Source organism: Pseudomonas sp. SC3(2021) (assembly GCF_019856535.1).
Lineage (GTDB): Bacteria > Pseudomonadota > Gammaproteobacteria > Pseudomonadales > Pseudomonadaceae > Aquipseudomonas > Aquipseudomonas monsensis.
In genome coordinates, this window is sequence record NZ_CP082236.1 from 5,389,770 (window position 1) to 5,414,720 (window position 24,951).

A 24,951-nucleotide genomic window follows, 5' to 3' on the forward strand; every position below is an offset into this window, starting at 1 on the left:
GTCAGGCACCTGCTTTATTTGAAGTTTTGCGATTGATTCGGGCGCGCAGGGCCACGGCAGCCAGGGTGCCGATCAGACCGATGGCGGCGATGTAGCCGAAGTACAGCTGGTAGCCGAGGGCGCCGGGGAAGTGCTCGGTGAGGTAGCCGTTGATCAACGGAATGAAGGCATCCGGCATGTAGCCGACCACCGAGACAATGCCGATGGCCAGGCCGGTGATGCGCAGCGGAATGTTGCAGCTGTCGAGGATCGCCCAGTACAGACCGCGAATCGCGTAGGTCATCAGGCCGATGAAAATCACCGTGGCGATCAGCAGCCCCATGCTGTTGAGTGCCGGAAAAACGATCAGGCCGACGATCGCCAGACTCGCCAGCAACAGCGCGACGATCAGCACCGAGATGTTCGAGAACTTGTCCCCCAGCCAGCCGCCACCGATGCCGCCGATGGGCCGCATCCACAGCTTGATGGTGGTGATGGTGCCAGCCATGACAGCGGTCAGGCCGCTGCCTTGCAGGTAGTCCGAGAAACTGTAGGTGGCCCAGAAGATGTGATAGCCGCAGAACACAATTGCAGTGACCAGCCACAGCTCGGGAATCTTCACCAGCGTCGCCAGATCCGTGAGCAGATTGAACTTGCCCTTCTCCACCGGCGGCGTGTCCGCCATCGACTTCGGATCCTTGATCAGCACCAGCACACAGCCGATGGCGATACAGGTGAAGGCGTAGAGATAGACCACGTGCCTGAAGCCTTCGGCAGTCGACTCACCGCGGGTTTCGGTGGCAAAGGCGAACAGCGCCAGCGCAACCGTCGCCAGCAGCGCCTCGACCAGACCGCGACCACCATCAAGGATGCCGAAGAAGCGCCCTTGCTCGGTATGGTGCGCAATCATCTTCACCCGTTTGAGCACCGAGGCCCAGAAGGTCAAACCGGTGGTCAGGCCCCAGCAACCGAAGATGATCATCAGCCCGTTCAGCGAAGGCGCCGTCGAATACCAAAGGCCCAACACCCCGGTCGCCACCAGCGAGAAGAAAATCAGAAAGCGCGGTGCAATGCGATCCGCCAGCCAGCCGCTGGGCAAATAACTGAGGAGAAAAATCGTGCCGAGCATCGAGTACAGATAGCCCAGTTCACTGTGGCTGATCTGGAACACTTCGAGCATCGTGGTCTGGTAGACCTGACGCAGGTACAGAATCGGGTAGATCGCGCCGGCGGCCAGCACCAGCAACATCAATTGGAAATAGCGACTGCCCTTGTCGCTCTGGCTTTTCACAGCCGAGTTGGAACCCTGAACAGCGGCAGCAGAGGATGCATGCTTGGACATTGAAGTGACCTCGGGCAACCCGTGCTCCGGGCGCCCCTGATAATTGTTTTTATTAGATAAAATCAGCTGCGAGTTTCAAGCTACAAGCGGCAAGCCAAAGCCCGTCACCGTTTGCCCTTACTGGCAGCTTGAAGCTCGCAGCTAGCAGCTGCTTTTCTAGTACTTCATGACCACGAGTCGGGTCTGGGTGAATTCGAGCATCCCGTGCTTGCCGTCATCGCCGCCCAGGCCCGAGCGTTTCCAGCCGGCGTGATAGCCCTGATACGGGTCAGCCGGGGTGCGGTTGACGTACAACTCGCCCGCCTCGATGGCGTTGGCGACTTTCTGCGCGGTGCGGTAGTTCTCGGTGTAGAGCACCGACGCCAGGCCGAACTGGTGGTCGTTGGCCAGGGCCAGCGCTTCGTCGATGTCGCGATATTTGAGCACTGGCAGCACCGGGCCAAAGATTTCTTCCTGAACGATTTCCATGTCCTGGCGGCACCCGCTGAGCAGGGTCGGCGGATAGAAATGCCCGGGACCTTGCGGCAGCACGCCGCCGCTTTCGAGCACGGCGCCGGCGGCGATGGCGCGCTCAACCATGGCGTGGATGTTCTGCTGCGAACTGGCGTTGACCAGCGGCCCCATCAGGCTGGCATCCGTGGCGCGGTCGCCGAACTTGACCTCGGCGATTTTGGCCTTGAGCAGCGCGAGGAATCGGTCATGGACACTTTCCTGCACGTAGACCCGCTCCACCGCCGTGCACAACTGCCCGCAGTGGGTGGTCTTGGAGGCGATGATCGCGCTGGCGGCGGCTTCGAGGTCAGCATCGGCTTCGATGATGGCCGGGGTCTTTCCGCCCAATTCCAGCGACGGCTTGGCGATGTTGGCCTTGCAGTAGTCGAGGACAATGCGCCCGGCGTTGACGCTGCCGGTCAAGGTGATCAGGCCAACAGCTTTATGCGTGCACACCGTGGCAGCGGTGGCGTGATCCATGGTCAGGATATTGATCACACCGGCCGGCATGCCCGACTGCTGCACGGCTCGGGCGATTTCGAATGCCGAGGTCGGGGTGTTGTTGCTCGGGCGCACCACCACCGTGTTGCCGGCAATCAGCGCCGGGGCAATCTTGCGTAGCAAGGTGTAGACCGGGTAGTTGAACGGAATCAGGCACGCGACGACGCCGATCGGCTCGCGGTGCAGAAACAGGTTTTCGTCGGGGCTGTCACTGGGAATGATCTCGCCTTCGATGCGCCGGGCCCACTCGGCGTGGTAACGGGTGATTTGCGCGGCATAGCGCGCTTCGTTGCTCGCGTCGCTGAGACTTTTACCGGATTCAGCGGCCAGGGCGGCGCCGATGGATTCGGCACGCGCCTCAAGCGCGGCGGCGAAGGCGCGCAAGTGTTCGGCGCGCTCGATACTGGTCAGTTTGCCCCAGACTTTTTGTGCGGTCGCCGCAGCATCGACGGCTGCCGTGGCTTCTTCGGTGGTTGCCGCCGACACATGGCCGAGCAACGCTTCGGTGGCTGGGTTGTAGACCGCGATCAACGCCGCGCTGGCAGGTTCGACAAACTGGCCGTTAACAAAATTTCGCTCGATTCGCATGTGCATCGCCCATCGTTTGTTTTTATCAGTGCCACCAGTCTTGTCATCGGTGGCGGGTTGAACAAACGATTTAAAGGGCGGGCAAACATTCGAAAAATGCAGGTTACCCTCGCATCAGCACAAATCCCCTGCAGGAGTGAGCCTGCTCGCGATCGCGGTCTGCCTGTGATGTATATGTGACTGACACACCGCTATCGCGAGCAGGCTCACGCCTACAAAAGGCCTGTGGTGTGTCAGGAAGCCGCAGTCGACGGCTCTAATTGGCGCTGCGCCAGCCAGATTTCCGCTTGCAGCCATTGCGCAAACACCTGCAACTGAGGCATCTCGGTCTGCTCCGGCCGGGTCACCAACCAGTAGGACTGATGCCCTTCCACGTGCACATTCAGCACCTGGGTCAACTGCCCGCTGGCCAGTTCCGCCGCGACCATGTGCCAGTCGGCAATGGTGATGCCCAGCCCGTCGGTGGCAGCCTGAATCGCCAGGTCCAGCAGGTCGAACTCGTAGCCGCCCTGGGTATCGACGCCACTGATGCGCGCCGCGTCCAGCCAATGCTTCCAGGTCAGGTAACGCTGATCTTCCTTGGCCAGCACATGCAGCAGCGTCAGGCGATTGAGGTCGATGCCCTGCTCGCCGCCCTCGCGGGCATACAGCGACGGTGCGCACACCGCGATGTGCCGCTCCTGAATCAGCAGCGAACTGTCGAGACCGTCCCACTCACCGTCGCCAAAACGGATCGCGCAATCGAGGGTGCTGGTTTCCGCCAGGCTGTCCTGCAAACGCGTGGTGATGCTCAGTTCCAGCTCCGGGTGCTGCTCGCGCAAGCGTCCCAGGCGCGGCATCAGCCAGCGACTGGTGAAGGTCGGAGGTGCGTTGATGTGCAGCCGGTTGGAATGGGTTTTCTGCTGAATGCTGCGCACCGTCAGTTCGATCTTGTCGAACGACTGGTGCAACGCCCGCAGCAGGACCTTGCCGGCGGCCGTCAGCTCCAGATGATGGTGACGGCGTTCCAGCAGGCTTTCGCCGAGCTGTTCCTCCAGTTGCCGCACCTGACGGCTGACCGCACTCTGGGTGACGTTAAGCAACTCGGCGGCGCGGGTGAAGCTGCCGGTGCTGCCGGCCACTTCGAACGCCTTTAGCGCGTTCAGACCGGGCATTTTGCGTTTCATATCAAGGCACTCGAAAACCACTGACAAGGCGCAAAGCATCCCACGACTGTGCCGGACTGTCCTACAGGATTTTCTGAGTAACATGCATTCGATGCAGGTTTGCGTATCGTTTTTATCGTTTGTTCAACCTCCGGCGGAGGGCAAAACTGCGCGACATCTCTAATAAAAACAATCGAGAGCCGCTCCATGCCCTTCCCTGTCTCTTTGCGCCTGCGCACCACCTCCATCGTTCTGTTCTGCAGCGTTGCCGCTCCGGCGATGGCGGTACAAGTCACCGACAACCTTGATCTTGGCGGCGCCGTTCGCGCGCGCTGGGACGTGGACCCGGATCGCGACATTCAGAAGTTCGGCCTAGACACCGTATTCCTCAGCGCCAAATACAATTCCGACAGCTGGATCGGTGAGGCGCAGTACCGCTTCTACGGTCGCTCCTACCCTTACCAGTACACGAAAAACTACGGTGATATTCAGTTCGCCAAGTTCGCCTGGGCTGGCTACAAGTTCAACCCGGACCAACAAGTGCAGGTCGGCCTGAACACCGTGCCGTTCGGCTTGCAGCCGTACTTCGGCAGCACCTTCTACGAAACCCTGGGCAACGTCATCGGCCTGGAAGACGTGCAACAGATCGGCGCCAAATACATCCAGCAAAGCGGTGACTGGAACATCCAGGGCGGTTACTACCTGCGCCCGGCGTGGCAAGGCAAAGGCACCAGCAAGGGCGTCACTTATTCCAGCGTGGTGTCCGGGGCCGACAGCTACGTCGCCGACGGCAGCGACAACCAGGAACGCAACACGGTGGTGCTGCGCGTGGCAAAAGCAATGGATCTGGGCCCATGGAAATCAGAAGTGGGGATTTCCGGCCTGACCTCGACCCTGGAAAACAAGGACACCGACAACGATGGCCGGCGCAACGCCGTGGCCATTCACTATCTGGGCAAGAACGGCCCGTGGGGCGTGCAGTTGCAGGCGGCGCGCCAGCAGATGTCGCCGCGCAATCCCGGCAGCGATGAAGTGGTGACCCTCGGCGGCTACGACGGCACCTACAACGTCGCCAGTCGCGGCAATCTGTACGTCGCCGATCTGAGCTATGACGTGGGTGGTAAATACCTGTTCGATCAGGTCAGCGGGATCAAGCTCTACGCCAACTACAGCGCCTTCGACAAATCTGCCAGCGGCTTCAAGACCTCTGAGCGGATGATCCTCGGCAGCTCGTTTTCAGTGAGCAAATTGTGGGTGGCGACCGAGTGGTTGTTCGGCCGAAACGATCCGTACATCGGTGGCAGCAGTTACACCCAAAGCCTGGGCGCGGGGGGGCTGGATCAGTGGGAAAACCAGTTGTATGTGAACGTCGGTTACTACTTCTGATCCTGATGTTTTGGTGTTCATGACATAGCTGTCGCGAGCAGGCTCACGCCTACAGTGGTCCGTGCACGGATCCAGATGCAGGCGTGAGCCTGCTCGCGATGGCCTCTGTGTAAACAATACTTGCATCCGCCCTCCACCAATAGTCAGATACGCCCAAAGGAAAAACCTGCAAAACAACAATAAACCGGGCCACCGGATCGGAGTTCCACCTCCATGCGTCAACTGCCCTCGCTCAACACTCTGCGCGTGTTCGAAGAAGTCGCGCGGCATCGCAGCTTCAGTCAGGCCGCGCTGAGCCTGAACGTCACCCAAGGCGCCGTCAGCCGCCAAATCAAACAGCTTGAAGACTATCTCGGCGTCGCGCTGTTCGTGCGCACGCCTCAAGGGCTGTCGCTGACCGAAGCTGGCAGCAATCTCTCCCCGCATCTGGCCGAAGCCTTCGACCACATCGAACGTTCTCTGCAAGCGGTGCGCGTGCCGAATCTGCGCCAACGCTTGAAAGTGCTCGCGCCGCCGACCTGGGCCACCCGCTGGCTGTCGCCGCACCTGCGCGCGTTCTGTCAGCGCTACCCGGACATAAACCTCAGCGTGACCAACCAGATCGGCCACGACAGCCTCACGGAAGTCGATTGCCACATCCGCTTCGGCCTCGCGGCAGCGCCTCACTGCGTCAGTCAGTTGCTGGTGATGGAACGGCACATCGCAGTGGCGAGCCCGGAGCTGTTCAACGGCGATCAGCCGCCGGATCTGCGGGAATATCCATTGCTACACATCCTCCACGACGGCAAACGCTTGAAGGTCTGGGAAAACTGGCTGGCAGCCATGGGCCGCGATGACATTGATGCCGCACAGGGACTGGAATTCAGCACTCTGGACCAAGTGATTCACACCGCACTGGCCGGCGGTGGACTGGCGGTGATCGACCGCCAGATGATCGAAAAGGAACTGGCCAATGGCAGCCTGGTGCCGATCACCCCGATTGAAGTGATCGGCCCTTATGGTTATTGGCTGGATGTGGCGAATGACAAGCAAGGCTTGTCGAAAGTGAAGCTGTTCACCGATTGGTTGAGTCTGGTCAGTAACCCCTGACCCACCAAAGATCCAATGTGGGAGCGGGCCTGCTCGCGAAGGCAGTGGGTCAGTCGACATTGCGTTCGACTGACCTGACGCTTTCGCGAGCAAGCCCGCTCCCGCAGCTTTTTGTGGCAAACCGTCAGATCGGAGTGGCCACTTTGGCCACTGCGATGGCACTCCCCTCCACCGGACTCTGCGCCTTGCACGCCTGACTCAGCGTCAGCGACTTGGTCTCCGGTGCCCACGCCCATGACAGCCACGCGCCAAGCGCCAGGATCGCCGCAAGAATGCCCATGGTCGGGCTCAGGCCGATCCCCGCCACGCTCACCGGTAGCAGAAAGGTGCTGACCGCCGAGCCCAGGCGACTGACCGCCGTCGCCAGGCCAATGCCACTGGCGCGTACTTCGGTCGGGAAGCTTTCTGCCGGGAACACCCCGACCAGATTGCTCACCGCCGACAGCACCAGGGTGAACACGCCGAACACCAGCACCATCAGCCATGCCGCACTGCCCGGCAGCACCGCCAGCAGAAACAGCGCCACCGCGAGGATGATGAACGAATTGATCAGGAAGCCGCGCCGGCTGAATTTGATCGTGCACCAGATGCCGATCAGCGCGCCGAGGATCAGCAGCATGTTCAACATCAGCTCAGTACCGAAGCCTTCGGCCAGGCCCATCTTCTGCAGGATCGACGGCAGAAAGGTGTAGATCGCGAAGTACGGCATCACGATGCAGACGAAGAACAGGCAGTTGAACGCCGTGCGTTTGCGGTACTCACGGCTGAACAGCACCGCGTAGCCGGAACGGGTTTGCGTGGTGCGCGTTTCGTCCAGTTCGACATTGTCGCCCAGATGCTTTTTGACAATCGCCCGCGCCTCGGCAATGCGCCCCTGATTGACCAGCCAGCGCGGCGATTCCGGCGTGCCGATGCGCGCAATCAGAATCAGTGCCGCCGGGATCGCTGACGACGCGAGCATCCAGCGCCAGGCGTCATCGCCAAGGCTGAGCATCGCCGTGCCAACGAACGTGGCGGCGACATAACCGAAGGTCCAGATCACGCTGAACGAGCCAAGCAACACACCGCGATGTTTCTTCGGCGAGAACTCGGCGAGCATGGCGTGGCCGACGCTGAAATCACCGCCCAGACCAATGCCGATCAACACCCGACAAAGGAACAGACTCATGGCGGATTCGACGTAGAACTGCATCACCGAAGCGAGGGTAATGAGCACGAAGCTGACGAGAAAAATCTTCTGCCGGCCGACCTTGTCCGAAATCCAGCCGAAAAACAGACTGCCGAGAAACAGCCCGATCAACGCCGACGCGCCGATCAGGCCCTGCCAGAACGCATCCAGCTGCATCTGCGGGCTGAGCAAGGTGAACGCGATGCCGATCAGGCCAAGGATGTAGCCGTCGGTGAAGTGCGCGCCGAAGGTCAGCCCGGCGATCTTGATATGAAACCGGCCAATGGGCAGGTCGTCGATTTTTACCGATTGAGCGGACATGTTCGTCTCCAATTGTTGTTATTGACGGAGAAACGGATTGCGCTTGCTTTATCTGTAGGAGTAAGACTGCTCGCGATGTTGGCGGGTCAGTCAACATACGCTCAGCTGACCCACCGCTATCGTCGGAACAGGCTCACTCCTACAGAGGTTTTGCGTTGGGGTCAGAGGCCACCCATCAACAGGTATTTGATCTCCAGATAGTCATCCAGACCGTACTTCGAACCCTCGCGTCCAAGGCCCGATTCCTTGATGCCGCCGAATGGCGCGACTTCCGTGGAAATGATCCCTTCGTTGATTCCGACCATCCCGGCCTCCAGGCCTTCGGCCATGCGCCAGACCCGGCCGATATCGCGGCTGTAGAAGTACGCCGACAAACCGAATGGCGTGTCGTTGGCCCGCGCCAGCACCTCGGCCTCATCCTTGAAGCGGAAGCACGCGGCCACCGGGCCGAAGGTTTCGTCCTGGGCGATCAGCATGTCGCCGCTGACCTCAGTGAGGATGGTCGGTTCATAGAAGGTGCCGCCGAGTGCATGACGACGACCGCCGCACAGCAGTGTGGCGCCCTTCTCCAGCGCATCGCTGACATGGCTTTCGACCTTGGCCAGCGCGGCGGTGTTGATCAGCGGGCCTTGCTCGGTTTCACCATCCAGCGCACTGCCGACGCGCATCGCCGCAACCGCTTCGGCAAGCTTGCCGGTGAAGGCTTCGTAGACGCTGTCCTGAATGAAGAAGCGATTCACGCACACACAAGTCTGCCCGGTGTTGCGGAATTTCGAGGCCATCGCGCCTTTGACCGCGGCGTCCAGATCGGCATCGTCGAAGACAATGAACGGCGCGTTGCCACCCAGCTCCAGCGAGACTTTTTTCAGGGTGTCGGCAGCCTGACGCATCAGTAGTTTGCCGGTGCGTGTCGAGCCAGTGAACGACAGTTTGCGCACGATGCTCGAGGCTTGCAGCGCACCGCCAATCGCCACCGCATCGCCGGACACGATGTTGAACACGCCCGCCGGAATCCCCGCTTGTTCGGCCAGCACCGCGAGGGCAAACGCCGACAGCGGCGTCTCTTCCGACGGTTTGAGAATCATCGTGCAACCCGCCGCCAACGCCGGGCCGACCTTGCGGGTGACCATCGCCAGCGGGAAATTCCACGGGGTGATCGCGGCGACCACACCGATGGCTTCCTTGACCACGATGATCCGCGCATCCGCCTTGTGGCTCGGGATCACGTCGCCGTAGGCACGCTTGGCTTCCTCGCCGAACCACTCGAGAAAACTCGCCGCGTAGACCACTTCGCCCATCGCCTCGACCAGCGGCTTGCCTTGTTCGCGACTGAGCAGCGTGGCCAGGTCCTTCTGGTGGGCGAGCATCAGATCGCTCCAGCGTTTGAGCCGTTGACTGCGTTCCTTGGCAGTAAGTCCGCGCCACATCGGCAATGCACGGTTGGCGGCTTCGATGGCCAGACCGGTCTCCTCGGCGCCAGCTTTCTGCACGTCGGCAATCAGCTCGCCGTTGGCCGGGTTGCGCACCGCATAGGTCTCCCCGCCCTGCCCCCACTGGCCAGCGATGAAGTTGCCGTGACGAATCAACGCGCTCATGCCACCGCCCCCTGCAAAGTGAAACGCTCAAGGCCCGGACGCGCCGTGCGCAGGATGCGTTTACCGGCGGTGTAATCGTTGATCACGTCGCACGGGGTGTAATTGCGCTCCAGTTCGTGCAGCTCATCGGCATCCAGTCTGGTCTCCAGCGCAGCCAAAGCACTGTCGAATTGCGCCGTGGTGTCGGCACCGACCAGCATGCAATCGACCCCCGGATGACTGGCCACCCATGCCTGGGCAATCTGCGCATTCGACACGCCACGGGCGCGTGCCACGCGCTGTACCGAATGGGCGATTTCGAACGAGGCTTCATCGCTGTACATCTGCTGAGTGAAGAAGTCGGTCTGGTTGCGGGTCGATTGCACGTCGCCGGTCAGCAGGCCACGGGCCAACGGGCTGAACACCGAGACACCGATGCCCTGGTCGCGACAGAACGGAATCATCTCGCGCTCTTCTTCGCGGTAGGCGCAGTTCAGCTGCAACTGCATGTTGATCGGCTTGACCCAGCCGTTGCGTTCGCAGGCCATGAGGATCTTCGCCAGTTGCCCGGTGAGCATGGTCGACACGCCGATGTAACGCGCCTTGCCAGAACGCACGATGTCGTTCAGTGCGCCCATGGTCTCTTCGACCGGGGTGTTGACATCGAAGTAATGCAGCATGAACACGTCGACGTAATCCATGTCCAGACGCTTCAGCGAGGCGTCGATGCTGTCCATGATGTGTTTGCGCGAATGGCCGCTGGCGTTGATCCCGCTGCGGGTGCCGTAGCCGACCTTGGTGGTGATTACCAGGTCCTCGCGGCGGGCCAGGCGCTTGACGATGCGCCCGACCACTTCTTCGCCGACCCCGGCGGAATAGAAATCTGCCAGGTCGATGAAGTTGACGCCGTTGTCCAGCGCATGGGCAACGATCGGTTCGCTCTGTTTTTCATTGAAGATCCATGGTTTCCAGTCCGGCGTGCCCATGTTCATGGTGCCCAGGCACAGGCGGGAAACTTGCAGGCCGGAGTTGCCCAAACGAATGTATTGCATGGCGCGGACCTCAGGCTTTTGGCGTGTAGAAAGGATTGCTGATGTGGTTGACCACATCGGCCAGTTGCGCGGTTTCCGGCTTGCCGGTCAGGGCGGCGCGGATCGCGGTGCGGCAGGCGTTGTAGTTGTTCAAATAGACCGCATCGAGGTCGTCGCAGGCCGGATTGACCCAGTTGGCGGTAACGATCGCCCACTCGTCTTCGGCTTCCGGCGGCAAGGTGCCGTCGAGCAGCGCTTCGAGCACGGCTTTGGCAATCCCGGCCTGCGACGCGCCCCAGGTGGCGTTGCCGTGCAAGTCGCTGCTGATTGCAGCCTTGTTCACATACAGGGTCATCGGCTTGACCGGGATGTTCGGCTGGGCGATCACCATGAACGGGCAATGGCCCTGGCTCGGCGACGCGAGGCTGTTGGCAAACGCCTGCCCGGCCGGGCCATTGCGCGGGCCGATCAGGATATTGATGTGCGCGGCGTTCACGCCCGGGCCTTCGAAACCTTCACCGATGTACAGGTCGAGTTCTTTCATCAGTCATTACTCTTTTGCGCTACGAGGGATGGTCGATCGCTCACACGGGCCGAATGGCCGGTGCGCTCAATAACAGGCGTGGGGAGGTGCGGCGGGAGAAAAGGGGCATGGCTGCAAACGCTCTCTGGTTGTTATTGATGAGCTGTGTTTGCGATTTTTTAACACCGGGGCTGGCGGTGCCTGTAACCATTAAAAATCATGGGGCCATGAGTTTTGGTCATAGCCCTGGATGCGCATTCCGACAGGCGAAAAAAAAGCAGAAACCGTTGATACGGTTTCTGCTTTTTTTGCACCCGAAATGCCCTTAAAGGCAATCGCGCACCGATTTGCGCAACGATCCGGACTTGGCCCACGGCGGCCCCTGATACAACGAAACCCGGCTGCCGTCCTTGTACTTGACGATATCGAGAATCTCGTCGGCCGTGATCACGCTGGGCGCGGTGATGCGATAACCATTGGATATCGAAGTCTGCGCGGTCTTGGCGACATCCTGTTGCCACAACGGTAATACGCACGCGGCATAGTCCTTGGGGGGCTTGGCACTGGTCTTGCTGATATTCGGCTCTCCCGGCACCAGCGATGCCGGCAACGAACAACCCGCCAACATGGCCAACGCCAACCCCCCGATCCATATCCGCATGGTGTATCCCTGTTCTGAAAAAAGTGAATGTAACGTGTAACCGGGTACACATCCATCGTGGCACTGCGCCCGCTATGGCGTTTGGACAATTTTTTACGTCCATCAGTCCAATGGCAGACGGGCCTTGCCCCACAGACAAGAAATGCGACTACTCTGTTTTACCGAGAATGTTCTGGAGGTGATCATGCGGCTCAATGAATACGAACACGAACTTCAGCGCGACCTGCAAAGCGTTGCATCGGATCTGCGCTGGTCAGCAGTTGACCTCAAGCGCATCGCTGAACTGTTGCGCAAATCCGGCAACGAGGCGGACGCGCAAACGGTACTGAGATCCTGCGAGGTCCTGCAAAGCGATGAGGAGCGGTTGCAACTGTATGCCAAGGAAGTGAAGGCCCGCGCCATCAGCCGAACCAAAGTGCACTGACACCGCTCGTCTGCCCCCGCAAACAAAAGCCCCGGCAAACCGGGGCTCTTTCATTACACAGGCTTCAACTGGCCGTGTGACTCTGCACACGCATCGCGCGTTTTTTGTAGCCGGGCAGTCCAGCGGCATACGCCAGCGCTTCCTCTTTGCTGCCAAATGACGCCAGCCGATCGCCTTGCGTGCACACCCGCCACGGACCGTTGTTCACGCTGAGCACGTCGTAACCGTTCATGTGCATCCTGTTCAACATTGGAGTGCTCATGGGGTACCTCCCTTTTCGCTAACAGTGGATCCAGCTTCACCGGCTCACCTTACACCCTGATCCGTACGAGAGGCCGACCGGGCGTCGCGACATTTGCCTGTCAAGGTACAGGCACTTTTCGCGCAAAACGTGTCTCCAACGTCCGACGGAACCTTTAAAACCGGGCCCGGCTCAAATATTGCAGTTTGGTTTCATTTTTATGTCAGCCCCAAAACAGGTAACAGATGAAAGTACGCGCGACCGTCATTTGTGAACAGGACCGCCATGTGCTCCTGGTACGCAAGCCCCGCTGCCGCTGGACATTGCCCGGGGGTAAAGTCGAGCCAGGGGAAACCCGGGCAGAAGCTGCCACGCGCGAATTGCAGGAAGAAACCGGACTGGATGCTGACGACATGTTGTATGTCATGGAACTGCACAGCGGCAGCACCCAGCATCACGTCTACGAAGCGTCAGTGACGAATATCGAACGGTTGCGCCCGCAAAACGAAATCATCGATTGCATCTGGCATCCGCTGGACGCCGTGCAGCACCTCAGCACCAGTGACGCGACGCTGCGCATCGTGCAGGCATTTCAACGGCGTTTATGAAGGTTTAACCGGCGAACGCCCGGCGCCCGGCGCTCATTTCCGTGCGCAACTCGCCGATGAAGTTGGACAGGTCGCGGATCGTCACGAGATGTTCCGGGGACACACCATTGAGTAGCAGTTCGACACGGCCGCTGTCCGGTTCATACACCTTGATCTGCAGCAGGCCCTGCGCAGTGGGCACGCAATCGCACTTCAACGCAGGAAAGCCGGATTCGACAATCCGGCAAATATCGGCGATGGCCAGCATGGGAGGACGCCTCGCAGGCGATGAGTCAGTCGACCCGTTCAGCATAGATGAGCCCCGTGTGTCGCGCCCGATACAAAATGCCAACCGGGTCACATCTTCCAGTCACATCCTCAGTGGGCGTCAAGATCCCGGATCCAGCCCCAAATGCCCGGCCGTGCGAGCCGGGTTTGGTCGTGCTGCTCGTTTCAATGCGTCAGCGCCTGCTGAAAGGACGTGTCGATGATCCCGGCAGTGGCCAGCGGTGCCGGCAGCGCCTTGACCTTGAACAGAAAGTCCGCGGTGCTTTGCAGATCGGCGGCTGCCTGCTGATCGACCGGACCGACGCTCATGTGCGCCTGACGCAACCAGTGCCGTGAAACCGCCTGATCGAGATTGGCTTTCTTCGCCCACAGATCGGCGTACTCATCGGTGTGGCTGTCGACCCAGGCCCGCGCCTGCTTCAAACGCCCGAGAAAATCGGCGATCGCTTCGCGCTTGCTGTCGATTGAAGGGGCAGACGCGGCGATGGCACTCAAGCCCGGCATCAGGTTTTTCGCGGTCAGAATCGGCCGCGCACCGGAAAATACAATCTGTTGCGAAATGTACGGTTCCCACACCGGGAAGGCGTCGATGCTGCCCTGTGGCAAAGCGGCAGCGGCATCAATGGGCATCAGTTTGACGAAATCGACGTAGTTTTCCGGCAAGCCGTCCTGCTCCAGCGCACGCAGAGTCAATTGCTGGCTCCAGGCGCCAGGCCAATAGGCGACCTTCTTGCCTTTTAGATCAGCGATGGTGTGTACCGGTGAATCCTTTGGCACGAGCAGCGCGATGGTGTCGGGGTTCTGCCGCGAAACGCCGATCAGCTTCACCGGCGCCTGTTTCGCGGCCAGGAACAGAAAGCCCGAATCCCCCAGAAACCCGAGATCCAGCGACCCGGTCTGCAAGGCCTCGGCGAGCGGCGCGGCGGCCTGGAAATGTTTCCAGTCAACGCTGTAAGGCGCACCTTTCAACACGCCGGACGCTTCTATCGAGGCGCGGATGTTGTAGTAATTCTGGTCGCCGACATGCAGGACCAGAGGTTCGGCAGCGTAAGACAGTGGTGAGACGAACAGCGCAGCAGTCAGCGCGGTGCGTAGGAAACGGGAAAGCTTCATGACGAGTCCTGCAAAGGGGATTTGCATAGACCATAACGCTCTTAATAAAAGCTTTTGAAATTCGATTAGTGCATAAGCTCATCACCGTTGATCTGGACTGTTGGCCGCGCAACAGTGCCGCGCCACACTGTTCTTCAGGCAACACTTCCAACCTTGCAAAGCGCCGAAAAACCCTTGTAATCCGGGCAGTCCGCACACATGGCACAGAGCCTGCAATATTCCATTGATGCAGGAAGCATTCGATAAAAATATCTTTTTGGACATAAGCAACTTGTGCCTTTGCCGGAGCGCTCCCATGAAATCGTTGTTGCCATTTCCCCGCCTTAAAACGTTGCTCGCCGCCGGCGCCCTGGTTCTGGGCCTGCAACCGCTGGCTCACGCCGAAACCGCGCCGGCGCAAGTCCATCTCGACTACGCCTACTACTCGCCCGTCAGCCTGGTGCTGAAACACTTCGGCTTCCTCGAAAAAGCCCTGCCGGACACCCAAGTCAGTTGGGTGCTGAGCCAGGGCAGCAACCGTTCGCTGGAATACCTCAATAGCGGTGGCGTCGATTTCGCGTCCAGCGCCAGCCTCGCCGCCGTGCTGAGTCGCGCCAACGGCAGCCCGATCAAATCGGTGTACGTTTACAGCCGTGCGGAATGGACCGCGCTGGTGGTGCGCAAAGACTCGCCTTACCAATCCATCGCCGACCTCAAAGGCAAGAAAATTGCCGCGACCAAAGGCACCGACCCGTACCTGTTTACCCTGCGCAGCCTGCAACAGGCCGGGCTGAACAAGGACAATGTGGAACTGGTACATCTGCAACATCCGGACGGTCGGACCGCCCTGGAAAAAGGCGACGTCGATGCCTGGGCCGGCCTCGATCCGCACATGGCCGCCAGTCAGGTGCAGGCCGGTTCACGCCTGCTGTACCGCAACCCGGCGTTCAACAGCTATGGCGTGGTCAGTGTCACTGAGGCATACGCCAAGGACCATCCGCAGACCATCGCCACGGTGATCAAGGCTTACGAGCAGGCGCGCGACTGGGCACTGAAAAATCCTGACGAGTTCGCCGCCCTCCTCGCCAAAGAGTCCGGGCTGTCGCTGGATGTGGCCAGACTGCAGCTGTCGCGCACCGACCTGAGCAGCCCGCAACTGACCGCCAACGATGTGCTCGCCTCCAAGTCCGCCGCACCGATTCTGGTGTCCGAAGAACTGGTGCGACGTGGCGTCAACGTCGATCAGGTCATCGACCAGTTACTCGACAGTGGTGTGCAGCAAGCCGTCGCCCGCCAGTAATCGACCAGACTCACGGCCAATCCGCGCGCGTCGCGGATTGGCCGTGTGCGGAGCCAAACCATGTCCCGTTACAGCAAAGCGTTGTCCGCGCCACTCACCGTGGCGCGCAAACGCACGTCTGCCATCCATCCTGCATGGCAACGCCGACTCAAAGGCCTGACCTTGCCGCTGTTGATCATCGTCGCCCTGGAAATCATCGTGCGTAGCGGCTGGTTGCCGTCCCACCAGATGCCAGCGCCGAGCGAGATCGCCCTGACCCTCACCGACCTCGCCGAGGGCGCCTTGTGGAAACACATCGCTGCGAGCCTGATTCGCGTGCTGCTGGGTTTCGCCATCGGCGCCAGCCTGGCGCTGGTGTTTGCCGCGTGGGTCGGTTTGAGCCGCGAGGCCGAGGCGTATCTGGAACCGACCTTCGCCGCGCTCCGCGCCATTCCAAGCCTGGCCTGGGTGCCGTTGTTGCTGCTGTGGCTGGGCATCGACGAGACGTCGAAAATTGTCTTGATCGCCATCGGCGCGTTCTTTCCGGTATACGCCAATGGCGTCGCGGCCATCCGCAACATTGATCGCAAATGGGTCGAGGTCGGGCGCATCTATGGTTTCAGCCGCTGGCAACTGGTGCGACGGATTCTGCTGCCCGCCGCCCTGCCCGGGCTGTTCACCGGGTTGCGCAGCGGCATGAGTCTGGCGTGGATGTTTCTGGTCGCCGCCGAATTGATTGCGGCGACCAAAGGCCTGGGTTATCTGCTCAGTGACGGGCGCGAAACCTCGCGCCCGGACATCGTGCTGGCGGCCATCATCGTCCTGGCGTCGCTCGGTAAACTCAGTGATGGTGTACTCGCCGTCATCGAACGACGCTGGCTGATCTGGCGCGACACGTTCACCGGTCAGGACGCCAGGGATTGAGTCCGCAACAGCGACTAAGCTGACAGCTCCAGCCGGAGATTCAGCCGATGTGCGGACGACTCTCGCAGTACCGCGGTATCCACGATTTCGTGGCGGTGTTGAGCATTCCCGATGCGCTGCTCAATCATGTTGGCGACGCACCACTGAATCGCTACAACGCCGCGCCGACCACGTCGCTGGCCGTGCTGCATCAGCATGAACAACGGTTATATGCCGACAATCTGCGCTGGGGCTGGCGCCCGCACTGGGCCAGGGATCGCGCCGCGCCGATCAATGCGCGGGTGGAGAAAGTCGCGCACGGCCCTTTCTTCCGGGCGATCTGGCGCCATCGGCTGATCGTACCGGTGGACAACTGGTTTGAATGGGTCGACGCAGCGGACAACACCCGACAACCATGGCTGATCCGTCGGGCAGACCGCTCAGCGGTATTCTGCGCGGCCATCGGTCAGTTTCCGACAGCGGATCGCGAGCCGCGAGACGACGATGGTTTCGTGATCATCACCGCCGACAGCAAGGGCGGTATGCTCGATATTCACGACCGCCGCCCGGTGGTATTCAGCGCAGCACTGGCAAACGAATGGCTCGACCCTGCCACACCTGGCGAACGCGCCGAACAGATGCTGCTGTTCGAAGGCGAAGGCAGCGAAGTGTTCGAATGGCACAAGGTCGACAAGGCCGTCGGCAACGCGCGCAACCAGGGCGCCAGCCTCATCACCGCAATCCCGTAAACATCCCCCGCCTCCACCCGTTATCTATGACGCTGCCGAAGGCTGCGCCTTCGGGTGACGCAGGATCGTTACAGAGGGTGTTTCATCGCTGAAACAGAGCGAAAAACAGACGTTTGAGCGAACTAACCGCCTGTCTGACATTTCACTCGTCATACATACATTTAGAGGCACTACGGATAGCATGCGCGCCGCATTTCCGATTGGCATACCAGTTGACTAAATAGTCAACAAATCAGGAATTCCCTACAACTTTTACAAACCTTGCAGAGAAATAAGTTGCGCGACGATTTTGCAATCAAACAGGTCAGCGGCCTGGAGTGTATTTATCTGTCGATGACAGAACGCTTTGAACTCGACTGTTTTATCGGCCACTACATCAAGACCCGAAACCTGCGTGCCGTGCCCGACATCGAACGCCTCCTGCGCACCACCCTCGAAAGGTATCCCGGCCATCCGCCGGTGATGGTCAACGAGCTCAATGCGTGGATCGACCGAACCTTGGGCTATCGGGCTTCACACCCCGATTTCACGCAGGTGGACGATCTCTGAAACAACAAAAAAGCCCCGCTTGTATGCTTGTGCGGGGCTTTTTCGTGGCAAACGATCAGAACTTGCGGTCGGGGTCCGACAGCTCTCTGCCATCGTCGTGTTTCCAGGTTTGTTCCTTGTGTTTTTCCCGCTCGATTTCTTCTTGCGTGGGCTCGTCGGTATCTTCTTCATCCGCATCCGGATGCTTTTGCTCAGTCGCCATGCGCACCTCCTGTCACAAGTAAAGGGTCATCCTGAAAGCGTAGAACAGTTTTCATCCGGCAACTTACAGCCACCAACGCAACAGAAAAAAGAACGCCATGCTCAATAGCATGCTCAGTAAAGTATTGCGGGTGTAGATGACCAAGGCGATCGCCACCAGCGAACTAAGCAAATACGGATTGTCCCACTGCAGATTCAACTGTTTTTCCGGCATGAACACGATCGGCCCGCAGATCGCCGTGAGCATCCCCGGCACCGCAAAACCGAGAAACTGCCGGGCATTGCTGCTCAAGCGCAAGGGCAACCGCGGCTCAAGAAACACATAGCGATTGAGAAACACCAGAATCCCCATGCCGACAATTACTGCCCAAACCATCATGTGCGCCCCCGATACAGTTTGTTGCAGATAAACCCCGCGGTCATGCCTGCCAACCCCGACAACACCAGCGCCGAGCCCCATTGCCAGTAGCTGAACAACACCGAGCAGAACAACGAGACCGCCACACAGACCACTGTCGGGACATTGCGCACCACCGGGGTGATCAAGGCGATGAAGGTCGCAGCAATCGAGAAGTCCAGGCCCAGATGTTCAAGGCCCGGAATGCTGCTGCCCAGAACGATACCGGCCAGCGTGAACAGGTTCCACGCAAGGTAAAACGTCAGGCCGACACCGAGTGCATACCAGCGATTGAACTGCTGCCGGTCATGCTGACTGGTCAGGGCAAAGAGTTCGTCGGTGAGCAAGAAGCCCAGGCCGATGCGCCAGCGCCCCGGCAGCGGCGCAATCACCGAACGCATGCTCATGCCGTACAACAAATGTTGCGACGTGAGCAGCAGCGTGGTCAGCAGAATCGAGAACATCCCGGCACCGCCCTTGAGCATGCCGATCGCCACCAATTGCGCGGCACCGGCGAACACGATGCTCGACAGGCCCTGCCCTTGCAGCGGCGTGAGATTGGCTTCGATCGCCATGGAGCCGGCCAGCAGCCCCCACGGTGCGGTCGCCAACGATAACGGCATGATCGCCGCCGCGCCGCGAAGAAAGGCACTGCGCGGCATGAGTGAGTCAGACATAACGCTCTTCATCCGGAAAACAGCCGCTGACTCTGCCAGCGAAGCGGTGTTAGTGGCTTGAACAATCTTGCGCACTTACCGCCGATTTTCACCCTGAGCGGCGTAACATACGGCCATTCGCAAACGCGTCAGGGAGACGACATGCTGTATCGAATCGCAGCCGACGGGCTGGTGCTGTTTCATTTGTCCTTCATTCTGTTCGTGCTGTTCGGCGGGCTGCTGGTGCTCAAGTGGCCACGCTTGATGTGGCTGCACCTGCCGGCCGCGGCCTGGGGCGTGGCGGTCGAAGTGTTGCACCTGACCTGTCCGCTGACCTACTGGGAAAACCTGATGCGCCACGCCGCCGGGCAAACCGAATACGCCGGCGGCTTCATCGAGCATTACATCTGGCCGATCATTTACCCGGCCGGGCTGACGCCGCAGATCCAGCTGGCACTCGGCAGCGTGGTGCTGGTGGTCAATCTGTTGGTTTACGGACGCGCGATCCGTCAGTGGAAACTGCGCCGCACCAGCCGGATACCGTTTTAGCGGGAGGCGGGTTTCAACGCTTCGAGCCAGGCCGGATCCAGGCGCTTCTGGTCAAGATCCAGACCCAGCGCCTGCATCCGTTCCTTGTGTGCTTCGACTTCCCGCTGCAACTGCGCATGATCGCTGGAGTTACCGTCCAGTTCGTGCATCTGGGTCAACCCCAGATGATAGAAACGCAGCACCTTCATCGCCGCCGGATCATTCTGCGCCACCGCCGCCGTCACTTGGTGCATCACGTTGGTCACGCTCATCAGACTGCGCTTGAGCCGCCAGCTATAGACCGCCGGCGCCATCCACGCCTGATGCCAGAACTGCCCGCGCAACAACGCCGCCGTCAGCAGAAACGCGACGAACACCCCGCCGACATTGAAGCGCAGGTTATCCCCGCCAGCTTCGCCGAACAGCGCCACCGCCGCCGTGGAAAACCCCATCGCCAGCACCAGGAACAGCGCGGCGATGATGATCGTGCTGCGGCGGGTCTGCTGGCGAAACGTTGCTGCATCCATCGGCTGAATCTCGAACATCAGGCATGACTTCCTTGAGCGATAAAAAGGGCAACGGAAAAAACTCGCTGCGCATTATCGCCTCTGCGCGCGATTTAGCTATGCTGGGGGCCCTTTTCATCTTTTCAGCGTCCAACGGGGACATGGCGGTACCGCGCAGATCGTGCCATCTTCATTCATGGATACACACTATTCGGATGCCATCCGCCTGGTTCGGGATGACATCGTTTTAAGGATCATTGCATGACCCAACGACACGTAATCAATGCCTCGGTCAGCCCGAAAGGCAGCCTGGAAACCCTTTCTCAACGTGAAGTTCAACAACTGAGCGAAGCCGGATCCGGCAGCACCTACACCCTCTTCCGCCAGTGCGCCCTGGCCATTCTCAACACCGGCGCCCATGTCGATAACGCCAAGACCATCCTTGAAGCCTACAAAGACTTCGAAATCCGCATTCACCAGCAGGATCGTGGCGTGCGCCTCGAATTGCTGAACGCTCCGGCCGATGCTTTCGTCGACGGCGAAATGATCGCCAGCACCCGCGAGATGCTGTTCAGCGCTCTGCGTGACATCGTCTACACCGAGAACGAACTCGACAGCCAACGCATCGACCTCAGCACCTCGCAAGGCATCAGCGACTACGTTTTCCACCTGCTGCGCAATGCGCGCACCCTGCGCCCAGGCGTGGAGCCGAAAATCGTCGTCTGCTGGGGCGGGCACTCAATCAACACCGAAGAATACAAGTACACCAAGAAAGTCGGCCACGAACTGGGCCTGCGCAGCCTCGACATCTGCACCGGTTGCGGCCCCGGCGTGATGAAAGGCCCAATGAAAGGCGCGACCATCGCCCACGCCAAACAACGCATCCACGGCGGGCGCTACCTCGGTCTGACCGAGCCGGGCATCATCGCCGCCGAAGCGCCGAACCCGATCGTCAACGAACTGGTGATCCTGCCGGACATCGAGAAACGTCTGGAAGCGTTCGTCCGTGTCGGCCACGGCATCATCATCTTCCCGGGCGGCGCCGGGACCGCCGAAGAGTTCCTCTATCTGCTGGGCATCCTGATGCACCCGGACAACGCCGGTTTGCCATTCCCGGTGATCCTGACCGGGCCGAAACATGCCGCACCGTATCTGGAGCAACTCGACGCCTTCGTCATCGCGACCCTGGGCGAAGCCGCGAAACAGCACTACGAAATCATCATCGACGACCCGACTGAAGTGGCGCGGCAGATGACTCAAGGCCTGAAAGCCGTGAAGCAGTTCCGCCGCGAGCGCAACGACGCGTTCCACTTCAACTGGCTGCTGAAAATCGACGAAGGCTTCCAGCGCCCGTTCGATCCGACCCACGAAAACATGGCCAACCTGAAACTGCACCGCGACCAGCCACCGCACGAACTGGCAGCCAACCTGCGCCGGGCGTTCTCCGGCATCGTCGCCGGCAACGTCAAGGACAAGGGCATTCGCCTGATCGAAGAACACGGGCCGTACCAGATCCGCGGTGACGCGGCGATCATGCAACCGCTCGATCTGCTGCTCAAAGCCTTCGTCGCCCAGCACCGGATGAAACTGCCGGGCGGTGCGGCGTACGTGCCGTGCTATCGCGTGGTGGCGTAACCCTCACCGCTGATGCGACTCCCTGTGGGAGCCCGCCTGCTGGCGATAGGGTCATCAGATTCAACATCATTGTTGACTGATAATCCGCTATCGCCAGCAGGCGGGCTCCCACAGTTGTTTCAGGGTGAACCCGACGCTGCCAATCCGCCTTTATTTCTGACACAAAAGCCCCGTACTTTCCTCACGACAGCCAGCCTCGGCCCGTACTAAGCTTCGCGATCAATTTTTCAGGGACGAGTCATGAAACGGATTGCCGCATATTTGCTTTCAATGTTGGCTCAGACGGCCAATGCGGCGGATCTGCAATTGCTCACCGACTACCACCCGCCTCTGCATTTTCAACAAGGCGAGCAGTTAGTCGGCTTTGGCGTAGATATCGTGCGTGCACTGGCTAAAACAACCGGTGATCAGATCCATCTCCAACAAGTCCCGCTGCTCCGCGCGCTGCGTATGGCTAGCGACACCCCGGACACCGGCGTCTTCACCGTATTGCGCACCGACGAACGCGACAATCGCTACCAGTGGGTCGGGCCGCTGATCGAAGTGGAGACTGCGCTCTATGCGCAGGACACTCGCCAACCGCGTGTACGCAGCCTGCACGAGGCCGACCGGGCGGGCCGCATCACCGTGCCGCGCAAGTGGCTGGTCTACAGCTATTTGCAGAAGCAGGACCTGAGCAATCTTTATGGCGTGGAAACCCCGGAGCAAATGATGCGGCTGTTCAGTCTGGGGCGGACTGACTTCGTGGTGACTGACACGCTGTCCTTTGCGTCCCTTGCCCGCGAACAGGGCATGGAGCCCGGGCGCTTGCAGTACCAGATCCCGTTGATGAAACAGGACACTTACATCGCCTTCTCGCTGCAAACCGACCCGCGTCAGGTTGCGCGTTGGCAGCGGGCGCTGGACAGCTTGCGCGCCGATGGCCGCCTTGAGCAGATTCGCCAGCGCTGGCTGGTGGGGGCATTGCCGAGATGATCATCGGTTGAGCGGGGCCCATCGCTGGCAAGCCAGGCGCCCACAGATTGCGCAGTGCCAGCAAAATTGTCGCCATACCTCGGCCCCTGTGGCAGCTGGCTTGCCAGCGATGGGGCCGTAAGCGAACAAGCTCAAATCACCAGACGCGCCGCCAACGCCTTGGCCTGCGACGCCACATCCGTCACCGCCGTGCTCTCCCACCACATCCCGCGCAACGGCGGCCCCATGGCGAACAGACGACGCGCCTTGCCCCCCTCTGCGTCCAGCACCGCACCATCTGTTGCCGCCGCAATCCCCAACGCCAACGGCCCCGGCTGCACCAGCCCACGTGCCAGCAGTTGCTGCGGCAGCGGTCGCGCCACCCGCCGCCAGTCATACTCGATGCCACTGGAGTTGATCAGCGCCGTCCCCTGCACCGCACAGGTTTCAGTTTCGCCACGACGCCGGATACGAATACTCACCCCGGCGTTCGCAGTCGGCTCAAGCCCCTTGAACGATGCGGCTTGAATCCGTAAACGCCCTTCACCACGCAACCGCTCAACCAACTCGGCACTCAGCGGCGGCGAACGATGGTGATGACTTTCCCACCACGGCCGCACATGCCGTACGAATTGTCGACGTTGCACGTCAGTCGCCTGACTCCACAAACGTGCGATGTGAGCGCGAACCGTGTCCAGTGGTGCCTGCCAGTCAACGCCTTGGGCGATGGCATCCCGACAATGCCGACGCAGTTCGCGCAACAGCTGTCGCGGCGTACGAATGCTGTAATCCGCAGCCAGGAAATCCATCCACGCTGGCGGTTGCCGCCGCACATGGGGCAGTAGCCCGTGACGGGAGAACACTTCGATCGGCCCACGATGCCCGGCCTGTTCCAGCGACACCACGGCATCGACCATGGTCAGGCCAGAGCCGATGATCAGCACGGTCGAGTGTGGATCGAGCAAGCGCATGGCGTTCACGTCCCACGGATCGAGCGCGGCGGCATTGAGGCCGCTGGAGTGCTTTTGCGGCGTGCGCGCAGCCGGGAACATGCCGGTCGCCAGCACCGCAAAGGCGCCGCTCACCTGTCGACCGTCGTGCAACGTCAGTTGCACCGAGTCGGCGTCCGCCTGCAAATCGACGACCTCCGCGCACAGGTGCACGACGCTCGAGCCATGTTGCGCACCGATACTCCGGGCCTCGGCCAGACGCTGTTGCACATATACGCCAAACAACCCGCGCGGCGGAAACAGCTCGCTGACCGGCACGGCCTGCGCGGCAGACTCCGGCCAGCCACCGCCGGCAATATGTGCGCTGAGCCACTGGGTCAGGTCATCGGGATTGTCCGGGTCAACGCTCATTCGCGCCGCGTTACCGTTGAGCGTATGGCCCGGTTCGACCGCGCTGTACGCTTCACCCCGGCCAAGCTCGGCACGCGGCTCGACGATCAGGATGCTGCGCGGCCCAGGCAAGCGCAGCAGTTGCACCGCCAGCATCGTGCCACTGAGGCCGCCGCCGATGATCAGGATATCCGCGCTCTGCGTCATTCAAATCACCACATTGCGTACAAACCACGCCGCTACGTCGCCGTCATTGCGATAGCTGTGCGGCTGGTTGCTGGCAAACATGAAAAACTCACCCTTGTTGATCTGCTGCCGTTGCTCACCGAGCATCAGTGTCAGGCAGCCTTCGAACACATAAATCTGCTCGCTCCAGCCATCGGCGTCCGGTTGCGAGGGGTAGACCTCGCCGGGTTGCAAGCACCATTCCCATTGCTCGACTTCACGGGTCGCGGTGGCTTTGGACAGCAGCACGGCCTTGCTTCCCGGCATCACGCCGGCCCAGGCCACTTCATTGATGCGGCTCGGATCGCGGGCGTCGGGCGCCTGAATCAAGTCACTGAAGGCGACGTCGAGGGCTTCAGCCACCCGGTCGAGAGTGGTCAGACTGACATTCTTCTCGCCGGCCTCGATCGCCACCAGCATCCGCCGACTGACGCCGGACTTTTCCGCCAACGCCGTCTGACTCATGTCCGCCGCGTGACGCAGACGCCGAACGTTCTGGCTGACGTGTTGAAGAACGGACGTTCTTTGGCTGGAATTTTTGTGCACTATATTGCTCACTCGGTGAGGTTGGGCAGTATACTGCGCAACGTTAGGCGC

28 protein-coding genes are annotated in these 24,951 nt (G+C 60.4%); 11 read left to right on the plus strand and 17 right to left on the minus strand.

Going from position 1 to position 24,951, the window contains the following annotated elements:
* Position 1: 1 nt before the first annotated feature.
* From K5Y35_RS23855 to K5Y35_RS23865, 3 genes are all read right to left on the minus strand, one after another.
* Positions 2 to 1,321 (minus strand): MFS transporter, encoded by a 1,320-nt coding sequence (locus K5Y35_RS23855; RefSeq protein WP_222833133.1) that lies wholly within the window; start codon positions 1,319 to 1,321, stop codon positions 2 to 4.
* 156 nt (positions 1,322 to 1,477) lie between these two features.
* Positions 1,478 to 2,902 (minus strand): aldehyde dehydrogenase, encoded by a 1,425-nt coding sequence (gene aldA / locus K5Y35_RS23860; RefSeq protein WP_222834494.1) that lies wholly within the window; start codon positions 2,900 to 2,902, stop codon positions 1,478 to 1,480.
* 233 nt (positions 2,903 to 3,135) lie between these two features.
* Entirely contained in the window at positions 3,136 to 4,068 is a 933-nt protein-coding gene (locus K5Y35_RS23865; RefSeq protein ID WP_123467863.1) for a LysR substrate-binding domain-containing protein, read from the minus strand.
* 186 nt (positions 4,069 to 4,254) lie between these two features.
* On the opposite strand from K5Y35_RS23865, the gene K5Y35_RS23870 reads away from it, so the two are divergent.
* Both K5Y35_RS23870 and K5Y35_RS23875 read left to right on the plus strand, forming a co-directional pair.
* Entirely contained in the window at positions 4,255 to 5,433 is a 1,179-nt protein-coding gene (locus K5Y35_RS23870; protein ID WP_222833134.1) for a hypothetical protein, read from the plus strand.
* A gap of 213 nt (positions 5,434 to 5,646) precedes the next feature.
* Complete coding sequence (locus K5Y35_RS23875) at positions 5,647 to 6,522, plus strand: LysR substrate-binding domain-containing protein (protein ID WP_222833135.1); 876 nt, start codon at positions 5,647 to 5,649, stop codon at positions 6,520 to 6,522.
* A gap of 124 nt (positions 6,523 to 6,646) precedes the next feature.
* Here K5Y35_RS23875 and K5Y35_RS23880 read toward each other — a convergent pair whose 3' ends face one another.
* From K5Y35_RS23880 to K5Y35_RS23900, 5 genes are all read right to left on the minus strand, one after another.
* Positions 6,647 to 8,011, minus strand: coding sequence for an MFS transporter (locus tag K5Y35_RS23880; protein ID WP_222833136.1), 1,365 nt, complete (start codon positions 8,009 to 8,011; stop codon positions 6,647 to 6,649).
* Positions 8,012 to 8,172: 161 nt separating this feature from the next.
* A complete protein-coding gene (locus K5Y35_RS23885; RefSeq protein WP_222833137.1) occupies positions 8,173 to 9,606 on the minus strand; it encodes an NAD-dependent succinate-semialdehyde dehydrogenase in 1,434 nt (477 codons plus the stop codon).
* Entirely contained in the window at positions 9,603 to 10,637 is a 1,035-nt protein-coding gene (locus K5Y35_RS23890) for an aldo/keto reductase (protein ID WP_128615807.1), read from the minus strand. The genes K5Y35_RS23885 and K5Y35_RS23890 overlap by 4 nt, the downstream gene beginning before the upstream one ends.
* A 10-nt stretch (positions 10,638 to 10,647) precedes the next feature.
* Positions 10,648 to 11,160, minus strand: coding sequence for a formaldehyde-activating enzyme (fae, locus tag K5Y35_RS23895; protein WP_008043405.1), 513 nt, complete (start codon positions 11,158 to 11,160; stop codon positions 10,648 to 10,650).
* A gap of 304 nt (positions 11,161 to 11,464) precedes the next feature.
* Positions 11,465 to 11,800, minus strand: coding sequence for a hypothetical protein (locus tag K5Y35_RS23900; RefSeq protein ID WP_128615806.1), 336 nt, complete (start codon positions 11,798 to 11,800; stop codon positions 11,465 to 11,467).
* A gap of 184 nt (positions 11,801 to 11,984) precedes the next feature.
* Between K5Y35_RS23900 and K5Y35_RS23905 the strand changes: the two genes are divergently transcribed.
* The gene (locus K5Y35_RS23905; protein WP_123467847.1) at positions 11,985 to 12,224 is read left to right on the plus strand and encodes a hypothetical protein; all 240 of its coding nucleotides are present in this window, start codon (positions 11,985 to 11,987) and stop codon (positions 12,222 to 12,224) included.
* Between the two features lie 64 nt (positions 12,225 to 12,288).
* Here the strand turns inward: K5Y35_RS23905 and K5Y35_RS23910 are convergent, their stop codons facing one another.
* A complete protein-coding gene (locus K5Y35_RS23910) occupies positions 12,289 to 12,486 on the minus strand; it encodes a DUF2188 domain-containing protein (RefSeq protein WP_222833138.1) in 198 nt (65 codons plus the stop codon).
* A gap of 224 nt (positions 12,487 to 12,710) precedes the next feature.
* Here K5Y35_RS23910 and K5Y35_RS23915 point away from each other — a divergent pair, with 224 nt between their 5' ends.
* Positions 12,711 to 13,073 carry an NUDIX hydrolase gene (locus K5Y35_RS23915; protein WP_222833139.1) on the plus strand — a complete coding sequence of 121 codons (363 nt, stop codon included), beginning with the start codon at positions 12,711 to 12,713 and terminating at the stop codon, positions 13,071 to 13,073.
* 4 nt (positions 13,074 to 13,077) lie between these two features.
* On the opposite strand, the gene K5Y35_RS23920 is transcribed toward K5Y35_RS23915, so the two are convergent.
* The gene (locus K5Y35_RS23920; RefSeq protein WP_123467841.1) at positions 13,078 to 13,320 is read right to left on the minus strand and encodes a DUF1652 domain-containing protein; all 243 of its coding nucleotides are present in this window, start codon (positions 13,318 to 13,320) and stop codon (positions 13,078 to 13,080) included.
* 185 nt (positions 13,321 to 13,505) lie between these two features.
* Positions 13,506 to 14,453 (minus strand): ABC transporter substrate-binding protein, encoded by a 948-nt coding sequence (locus K5Y35_RS23925; protein WP_222833140.1) that lies wholly within the window; start codon positions 14,451 to 14,453, stop codon positions 13,506 to 13,508.
* A 295-nt stretch (positions 14,454 to 14,748) separates the two neighbouring features.
* Between K5Y35_RS23925 and K5Y35_RS23930 the strand changes: the two genes are divergently transcribed.
* From K5Y35_RS23930 to K5Y35_RS23945, 4 genes are all read left to right on the plus strand, one after another.
* On the plus strand, positions 14,749 to 15,732 hold the full coding sequence (locus K5Y35_RS23930) for an aliphatic sulfonate ABC transporter substrate-binding protein (protein WP_222833141.1): 984 nt from the start codon (positions 14,749 to 14,751) through the stop codon (positions 15,730 to 15,732).
* A 60-nt stretch (positions 15,733 to 15,792) separates the two neighbouring features.
* Positions 15,793 to 16,635, plus strand: a complete 843-nt coding sequence (locus K5Y35_RS23935) for an ABC transporter permease (RefSeq protein ID WP_222833142.1) — start codon at positions 15,793 to 15,795, stop codon at positions 16,633 to 16,635.
* 47 nt (positions 16,636 to 16,682) lie between these two features.
* Positions 16,683 to 17,363: an SOS response-associated peptidase family protein gene (locus tag K5Y35_RS23940; protein ID WP_222833143.1), complete on the plus strand. Its 681-nt coding sequence runs from the start codon at positions 16,683 to 16,685 to the stop codon at positions 17,361 to 17,363.
* Positions 17,364 to 17,639: 276 nt separating this feature from the next.
* Positions 17,640 to 17,912: a hypothetical protein gene (locus K5Y35_RS23945; protein WP_123467831.1), complete on the plus strand. Its 273-nt coding sequence runs from the start codon at positions 17,640 to 17,642 to the stop codon at positions 17,910 to 17,912.
* 55 nt (positions 17,913 to 17,967) lie between these two features.
* Here K5Y35_RS23945 and K5Y35_RS23950 read toward each other — a convergent pair whose 3' ends face one another.
* From K5Y35_RS23950 to K5Y35_RS23960, 3 genes are all read right to left on the minus strand, one after another.
* Positions 17,968 to 18,114 (minus strand): hypothetical protein, encoded by a 147-nt coding sequence (locus tag K5Y35_RS23950; RefSeq protein WP_222833144.1) that lies wholly within the window; start codon positions 18,112 to 18,114, stop codon positions 17,968 to 17,970.
* Positions 18,115 to 18,177: 63 nt separating this feature from the next.
* The gene (locus K5Y35_RS23955) at positions 18,178 to 18,489 is read right to left on the minus strand and encodes an AzlD domain-containing protein (RefSeq protein WP_177490661.1); all 312 of its coding nucleotides are present in this window, start codon (positions 18,487 to 18,489) and stop codon (positions 18,178 to 18,180) included.
* The gene (locus tag K5Y35_RS23960) at positions 18,489 to 19,187 is read right to left on the minus strand and encodes an AzlC family ABC transporter permease (RefSeq protein WP_128615799.1); all 699 of its coding nucleotides are present in this window, start codon (positions 19,185 to 19,187) and stop codon (positions 18,489 to 18,491) included. Before K5Y35_RS23960 ends, K5Y35_RS23955 begins: the two co-directional genes overlap by 1 nt.
* Positions 19,188 to 19,328: 141 nt before the next feature.
* Here K5Y35_RS23960 and K5Y35_RS23965 point away from each other — a divergent pair, with 141 nt between their 5' ends.
* Entirely contained in the window at positions 19,329 to 19,715 is a 387-nt protein-coding gene (locus K5Y35_RS23965) for a DUF2784 domain-containing protein (RefSeq protein WP_123467825.1), read from the plus strand.
* Here the strand turns inward: K5Y35_RS23965 and K5Y35_RS23970 are convergent.
* Positions 19,712 to 20,239, minus strand: coding sequence for a DUF3087 domain-containing protein (locus tag K5Y35_RS23970; protein ID WP_123467823.1), 528 nt, complete (start codon positions 20,237 to 20,239; stop codon positions 19,712 to 19,714). The two genes, K5Y35_RS23965 and K5Y35_RS23970, sit on opposite strands and share 4 nt — an antisense overlap.
* 222 nt (positions 20,240 to 20,461) lie before the next feature.
* Between K5Y35_RS23970 and ppnN the strand changes: the two genes are divergently transcribed.
* Both ppnN and K5Y35_RS23980 read left to right on the plus strand, forming a co-directional pair.
* On the plus strand, positions 20,462 to 21,835 hold the full coding sequence (ppnN, locus tag K5Y35_RS23975) for a nucleotide 5'-monophosphate nucleosidase PpnN (RefSeq protein WP_123467821.1): 1,374 nt from the start codon (positions 20,462 to 20,464) through the stop codon (positions 21,833 to 21,835).
* Between the two features lie 240 nt (positions 21,836 to 22,075).
* Complete coding sequence (locus K5Y35_RS23980; RefSeq protein WP_222833145.1) at positions 22,076 to 22,810, plus strand: substrate-binding periplasmic protein; 735 nt, start codon at positions 22,076 to 22,078, stop codon at positions 22,808 to 22,810.
* A 131-nt stretch (positions 22,811 to 22,941) separates the two neighbouring features.
* Here the strand turns inward: K5Y35_RS23980 and K5Y35_RS23985 are convergent, their stop codons facing one another.
* Both K5Y35_RS23985 and K5Y35_RS23990 read right to left on the minus strand, forming a co-directional pair.
* Entirely contained in the window at positions 22,942 to 24,336 is a 1,395-nt protein-coding gene (locus K5Y35_RS23985; RefSeq protein WP_222833146.1) for an FAD/NAD(P)-binding protein, read from the minus strand.
* Complete coding sequence (locus K5Y35_RS23990) at positions 24,337 to 24,900, minus strand: helix-turn-helix domain-containing protein (protein WP_222833147.1); 564 nt, start codon at positions 24,898 to 24,900, stop codon at positions 24,337 to 24,339.
* Positions 24,901 to 24,951 lie beyond the last annotated feature (51 nt).